This is a genomic window from Nocardioides sp. (assembly GCF_047607365.1).
GTDB lineage: Bacteria > Actinomycetota > Actinomycetes > Propionibacteriales > Nocardioidaceae > Nocardioides.
Map to the genome: position 1 here is coordinate 1 of NZ_JASGDD010000095.1, position 5953 is coordinate 5953.

At 74.0% G+C, this 5953-nt stretch carries 6 protein-coding genes; 3 read left to right on the plus strand and 3 right to left on the minus strand.

Going from position 1 to position 5953, the window contains the following annotated elements:
* Nucleotides 1–1195: glycoside hydrolase family 6 protein (locus QM572_RS07350; protein ID WP_415091587.1), on the plus strand; the 1195-nt coding region annotated here is incomplete at its 5' end.
* A gap of 10 nt (nucleotides 1196–1205) precedes the next feature.
* Here QM572_RS07350 and QM572_RS07355 read toward each other — a convergent pair.
* Entirely contained in the window at nucleotides 1206–2627 is a 1422-nt protein-coding gene (locus QM572_RS07355; protein ID WP_415091589.1) for an MFS transporter, read from the minus strand.
* A gap of 118 nt (nucleotides 2628–2745) precedes the next feature.
* Between QM572_RS07355 and QM572_RS07360 the strand changes: the two genes are divergently transcribed.
* Nucleotides 2746–3768 (plus strand): Lrp/AsnC family transcriptional regulator, encoded by a 1023-nt coding sequence (locus tag QM572_RS07360; RefSeq protein WP_415091591.1) that lies wholly within the window; start codon nucleotides 2746–2748, stop codon nucleotides 3766–3768.
* 1 nt (nucleotide 3769) lies between these two features.
* On the opposite strand, the gene QM572_RS07365 is transcribed toward QM572_RS07360, so the two are convergent.
* Together QM572_RS07365 and QM572_RS07370 are read right to left on the minus strand one after the other, a co-directional pair.
* On the minus strand, nucleotides 3770–4276 hold the full coding sequence (locus QM572_RS07365) for a uridine kinase family protein (RefSeq protein ID WP_415091593.1): 507 nt from the start codon (nucleotides 4274–4276) through the stop codon (nucleotides 3770–3772).
* A complete protein-coding gene (locus tag QM572_RS07370) occupies nucleotides 4260–5513 on the minus strand; it encodes an amino acid deaminase/aldolase (protein WP_415091595.1) in 1254 nt (417 codons plus the stop codon). The genes QM572_RS07365 and QM572_RS07370 overlap by 17 nt, the downstream gene beginning before the upstream one ends.
* A gap of 39 nt (nucleotides 5514–5552) precedes the next feature.
* Here QM572_RS07370 and QM572_RS07375 point away from each other — a divergent pair.
* Nucleotides 5553–5953, plus strand: a 401-nt coding sequence (locus QM572_RS07375) for an SseB family protein (protein ID WP_415091597.1), incomplete at its 3' end; no start/stop codon positions are given.

Genomic DNA, 5953 nt, shown 5'->3' on the forward strand with positions numbered 1-5953 from the left:
CGCGATCGTCGTGACCGCGGCGATCGTGGGGGTCGGCGGGCACGCCGGCGAGCCCGACGGCACCGACGGCGACGGGGCCCGGCTCGCCTCCGCGGCGACCACGCCGCAGCCGGTCGTGGCGGGTCACCGGTTCACGCTCAAGGAGTCCGTCCTCGCCGAGCGCGCGCAGCGGGAGGCGGAGCGGGCGGCGCTGGCGCAGAATCCCCTCGCAGGCGGCACGTGGGGTGTCTACCGCGGCCCGTGGAACGGCATCTACCCGGCGTACCAGCGTGCCTCCGGCACGAACAAGGCCCTGCTCGCCAAGATCGCCCTCCAGCCGCGGATGCTGTGGTTCACCAGCACCTTCTCCACCAGGTCGATCGGCTCGGCGATCAGCTCGACCATCAAGGCGCAGCAGAAGGAGGGCGGCGCGGACACGCTCGTGCAGCTCGCCCTCTTCCGCGAGTGGCCCGGCGGCGAGAACGCCCGCGGCAGGGCGCTGTCGAGGAAGCAGCAGAGCGACTACCGCGCGTGGATCGACGCCGCCGCGAAGGCGATCGGCAACGCCCGCACGGCGATCGTGCTGGAGCCCGACCTCGGCCTCAACGCGGTGCCCAACAACTCCTGGGAGAAGCGCACGAAGGACCCCGCGACCCGGCTCGCGCTGGTCCGCTACGCCGCGCAGAAGCTCTCCGCGCTGCCGCGCACCAGCGTCTACCTCGACGCCTCGGACTCCGACTGGCTGTCGATGGCGAAGATCATCCCGGTCCTCCAGGCCGCCGGGGTCGAGTACACCCGCGGGTTCGCGCTCGGCGCCACGCACTACACCTCGGTCGCCGACAACCTCGACTACGGCAAGCAGATCGTGGACGCCCTGGCCGCGCAGGGGATCACCGGCAAGCACTTCGTGATCGACACCGCCGACAACGGCCGGCCCTTCACCTGGGCGCAGAACCGCGCCGGGAAGCCGGGCGGCCCGTTCGACAACGCCAACACCTGCTCGAGCACGAGCCAGACCCGGTGCGACACGCTCGGGATCCCGCCGACTACCAACGTGACGGACTCCCGGCTCGGCCTGAGCGCCGCCCAGCAGCAGATCGCGCTCGCGTACGCCGACGGCTACCTCTGGTTCGGCCGGCCCTGGCTGATCAACCAGGCCTCCCCGTTCTCGCTCAAGCGCTCACTCGCCGTCGCCCGGACCACGCCCTTCCAGTAGGACGTGCGCCCTAGTGCTGCGTGGCGAAGTCGCGCTGCCGGATGAGCGCCAGCGCGGCGAGGCCGCCGACCAGGGCCACGCTCCCCGACGCGACGAACAGCCGATTGAGCCCGTCGACGAAGGCCTCCGGTGAGGCCGTCGCCGGGTCGTGCCCGGTGGAGGAGCCGAGGATGGAGCCGTAGGCGGCCACGCCGACCGCGATGCCGACCTGGCGGAACGTCGTGTTCGCGCCCGACGCCATCCCGGCCTGATGGTGGTGCACGACGCCGACCGCGGTCGAGGCCAGGGGCGGGTTCACCATGCCGGTGCCGATGCCTCCCAGCACGAGCCCGGGCGCCAGGTGGGTCCACGAGCTGTCCGTGCCGAGCCCCGACATGGTCAGCAGGCCGACGCCCACGAGGAGGAGCCCCGGACCGACCAGGAGGCGCACCGGCACGTGGGCCGAGGCGCGGCCGGCGATCGTCGCCGCCACCATCGCGAGGCCCGACATGAGGAGCAGGCGCACCCCTGCCTGGAGTGCCGAGTACCCGAGGGCGTTCTGCAGGTAGATCGTCAGGTAGATCAGCATCGCGAAGAGCGATCCGTTCATCGCGAAGGCGGCGACCGAGCCGCCCACGAAGGTGGGGATCCGGAGCAGCCCGAGGTCGAACATCGGGTGCGGGACGATGCGCTCGACGAGGCCGAAGGAGACGATCAGCACCGCCGCGGCCGCGAGGCACGCGATCACCAGGCTGTCGCCCCACCCCTCCTCGCTCGCCCGGATCAGTCCGTAGACCAGGCTGACGAGACCCGTGGTCAACGTGGCGAATCCCCACCAGTCGGGACGACGGGCGTGCGGAGCGCGGGTCTCGGCGAGCTGGCGTCGTGCGACGACGAACGCGACGACCCCGATCGGCAGGTTGACCCAGAAGACGGCCCGCCAGTTCACGCCGCTGGTCAGGAGGCCGCCGAGGATCGGCCCGAGGGCGGTCGAGACGCCGGTGATCGCGCCCCAGATCCCGAACGCGATGCTGCGCTCGCGGCCGTGGAAGGTGGCGGCGAGGATCGCCAGCGCCGTCGAGAAGAGCACCGCGCCGCCAACGCCCTGGGCGGCACGCGAGACGATCAGCATCACCGGGTCCTGCGCCGCCGCGCAGAGCACGGAGCCGGCGGTGAAGATCGCCAGCCCGATGAGGAAGAGGAGCCTGCGGCCGAACCGGTCGGCGAGCACGCCGGCGGTCAGGAGCAGCGCCGCCAGGCTCAGCGCATAGGCGTCGGTCACCCACTGGACCTGTCCCAGGGTCGCATCCAGGTGCCGCTGGATGTCGGGCAGGGCGACGACGACGATCGTCACGTCGAGCAGGAGCATGAACGTCGCGGCGCACACGACGCCGAGCGTCCACCAGCGGCGTGCCGGAGCGTCGCCGGTGGCGGCCGAGGGATTCTGGGTCATGCCAGAGGTGTACGCCGTCGGGCGGGACCGACGGTCCACGATCTCGGTCGAGGCGTTGGTATGCGCTCGGTCTCGTGGACCCTGTGACGGAAGCCGACATCTGCGAGAGGATCCGTGAGTGATCCAGACAGCCGCCGTACCGTGGAGCGAGGACGACCTGCGCTTGGTCCGCGCGCTGCAGCTCGCCCCACGAGCCAGCTTCGCCCGGCTGGCCGACGTGCTCGGCCTGCACGAGCGCACCGTGGCACGGCGCTACGGCGCCCTGCACCGGCAGGGCGCGCTGCGGGTCTTCGGCACCGTCAACCCGCTGGCCGTCGGCCAGGAGCTCTGGCACGTCCGGGTGCGCTGCCGGCCCGACGGCGCCGATGCGCTCAGCCGGGCACTCGCCGCCCGCGGCGACGTCGCGTGGCTCGGCATCGCGGCAGCGGGCACCGAGGTGTCGTTCTCGGTGCGCTCGGTGTCGGTGGAGCAGCGCGACCTGCTGCTGACGCGCATCCTGCCGCGGGCGGCGCACGTCCTCGACATCGAGGCGAGTGTGGTCCTCCACCTCTTTCTCGGGCTCACGCCCCACGACTGGGAGGGATTCGCGCCGCTGCTCCGCGCCGACGAGGTGGAGGCCCTGACCGGCGGTCGGTCGCGGGCCGTCGGGCCGGCTCGGGCGAAGGCCGAGGTGGGGACCGAGCCCTGGGACCCCGTGCTCTTCCGTGAGCTGGCGCTCGACGGGCGGGCGAGCACCGCCCACCTGGCGGCGGCCGCCGGCGTCAGCGAGGGCCGGGTCAGCCGGCGCCTGCAGCGCCTCCTCGACGCCGGCGTGCTCGTCATCGACCTCGACCTCGCGGTCGGCGCGTTCGGGTACGACGTCAGCGCACGCGTCCACCTCCGGGTCCGGCCCGGCAGGATCCAGGCGGTGGGCGAGGCGCTGGCCGCCATGCCCGAGGTCGGCTTCGCGGCGGCCACCTCGGGGCGCGACAACCTGCTCGCCTCGGCCAGCTGCCGCGACCTCGCCCATCTCTACGAGTTCGGCACCGCCCGCACCGGCGCCTTGGAGGGTGTCGAGTCGATGGAGGTGGTGCCCTACCAACGCCTGGTGAAGCAGTCGGGTGGGCGCCTCGCCGACGGACGGCTCGCCGCTCCGGAGTGAGTCAGGGCTCGACGACCAGGTCGGCCCGCTCCCGGGTGCGTGCCCGAGCGAAGTGGGCCGCCTCGAGCGCCGCCCAGTGCTCCCATCGCTGATCGGCGGGCGCGCCGAAGTCGCCTCGCGCCAGAGCCCGCTCCCGCCGTACGCCGGCGGGCGCGTCCATCCACACGAGGCAGTCCGGCGCGCGCTCGGTGCCGCCGGCACCCACCCCCTCGATCACCAGCAGCGGCGTCGCCGGGATCGCCACCGTGGCGGCGTAGGCCCCGGCGGCCCAGTCGTAGCGCCGGTAGCCGGCCGGCTCGCCCGCGGCCAGCGCGGCGAGGATCGCCTCGACCTGGGCGATCCCCGCGTCGAGGCCGTCCCAGCCGTCGTAGAGGTCGTCCATGTGGATCACGACGCAGGGCTGGAGGAGCCGCAGCGTGCTCGCCAGGGTGGTCTTGCCCGACCCCGCCGGGCCGTCGATCGCGAGCACCTGGGTGCGCTCGGGCAGGGGATCAGAAGGCGAGGCCATGACCCCGGTAGGTGGGGACCGAGTCGATGATCCGACCGCCCGCGACGAGATGCGCGGTCGTCGTGTGCTCGAAGAGCTCCCCGGACTTCGCGTGCCGGAACCACACCAGGTCCCCGACTCGCAGGCGCGACGCGGTCTCGCCGACGAGCGGCGTCTGCACCTCGCCGGCGCCCTCGAGCCCGGTGAGCGAGAGCCCCGCGGGCGCCCAGGGGATCGGCAGCCGGTCCGGGCCCGCCGCGCCGGAGGCCACGAGGCCGCCGCCGTGGACCGTCGCGGTGGACGGGTCCGGCCGGCGGGTGACGGGCAGCCCGTAGAAGGCCGCCGGCCGCGGCGAGAAGCTGCGGTAGTGGTCGAAGAGCCCGGAGACCAGCAGCCCCGACCCGGCGGTCACCTCGGTGACGACCGGATCCGAGGCCGAGCTCTCGATCGAGCCGGAGCCGCCGGCGTTCCAGAACTCCAGCCCGCCGGCGCCCAGCAGGTCGTGCAGCCCCTCGACGACCGTCGCGCGGCGCCCGAGCAGCTGCTCGATCGAGCGGTCCTTGAGCGTGCGGACCAGCGCCGAGCGGATCCGCTGGCCGGGCACGTCGTCGGGGACGCCCGCGACCTGGCCCTCGTAGGTCATCACGCCCACGAGCCGGAAGCCCGGCCGCGAGGCGATCGCCCGGGCCAGGGCCAGCGCGTCGTCCGCGGAGCGGACGGGGGAGCGGCGCGGGCCGATGCGGGTGACGCGCAGGTCCAGCCCGGCGTCGAGGTCGATCGCCACCCGGATCGGCACCGCGCGCGAGGAGCGGACCGAGTCGATGACGTCGAGGTGGTCGACCGAGTCGACCATGAGGGTGATGTGCGCGGCCGCCGACGGCGACCCCACGAGACGGGTCAGGGCGGCTCGGTCCACGGTCGGGTAGGCCACCACGATGTCGTCGCTGATCCCCTCGCCCTCGAGCCAGAGCGCCTCGGCGAGGGTGTAGCCGAGCACGCCGGCGAAGCCTGGGTGGGCCAGCGCCCGGCTGATCAGCGCGGGCACGCGCAGCGACTTCGACGCGACCCGGATCGGGGTGCCGGCCGCCCGCCGCACGAGGTCGGCGGCGTTCGCGGCGAAGGCGTCGAGGTCGACGACCATGACCGGCGTCGCCAACGGCTCCTCGTGCCGCGCCACCGCGTCCGAGAGGCGTGCCCACAGCCGGTTGCGCTCCACGGCGCTCGCGGGGCTCGACGGCCGCGCGGGATCGGTGCTCACGAATCCGCAGTCTTCCATGCAGGGTGCGACACTCGGCGGGTGCGTGACCGTGGCCGAGATCGAGAGCTGGCCTCGCCGGCCTTCCCCGACGACGACGGCGCCGCGGACGAGGCCCTCGTCGCCGCCCTCGCCTCCCGGGACGGGTACGCCGTCATGGCGGCGCTCACCGGCGCCCGGCTCCTCGTCCCGGTCGTGGCCGTCCTCGGCGAGCTGGCGATCGACGAGCACGGCCGGGCCCACGACAAGACCGCCGACATGGCGACGGTGCTGGTCACCGGCGCCGACGGCCGGACCGCGCTGCTCGCCTTCACCTCGCTCGCCACGCTGCACGCCTGGCGCCCCGACGCGCGGCCGGTGCCGGTGAGCGCGCGGGACGCGGCGAGGGCGGCGCTCCAGGATGGCGCGGACGCGATCGTGATCGACCTGGCCGGCCCGACGGC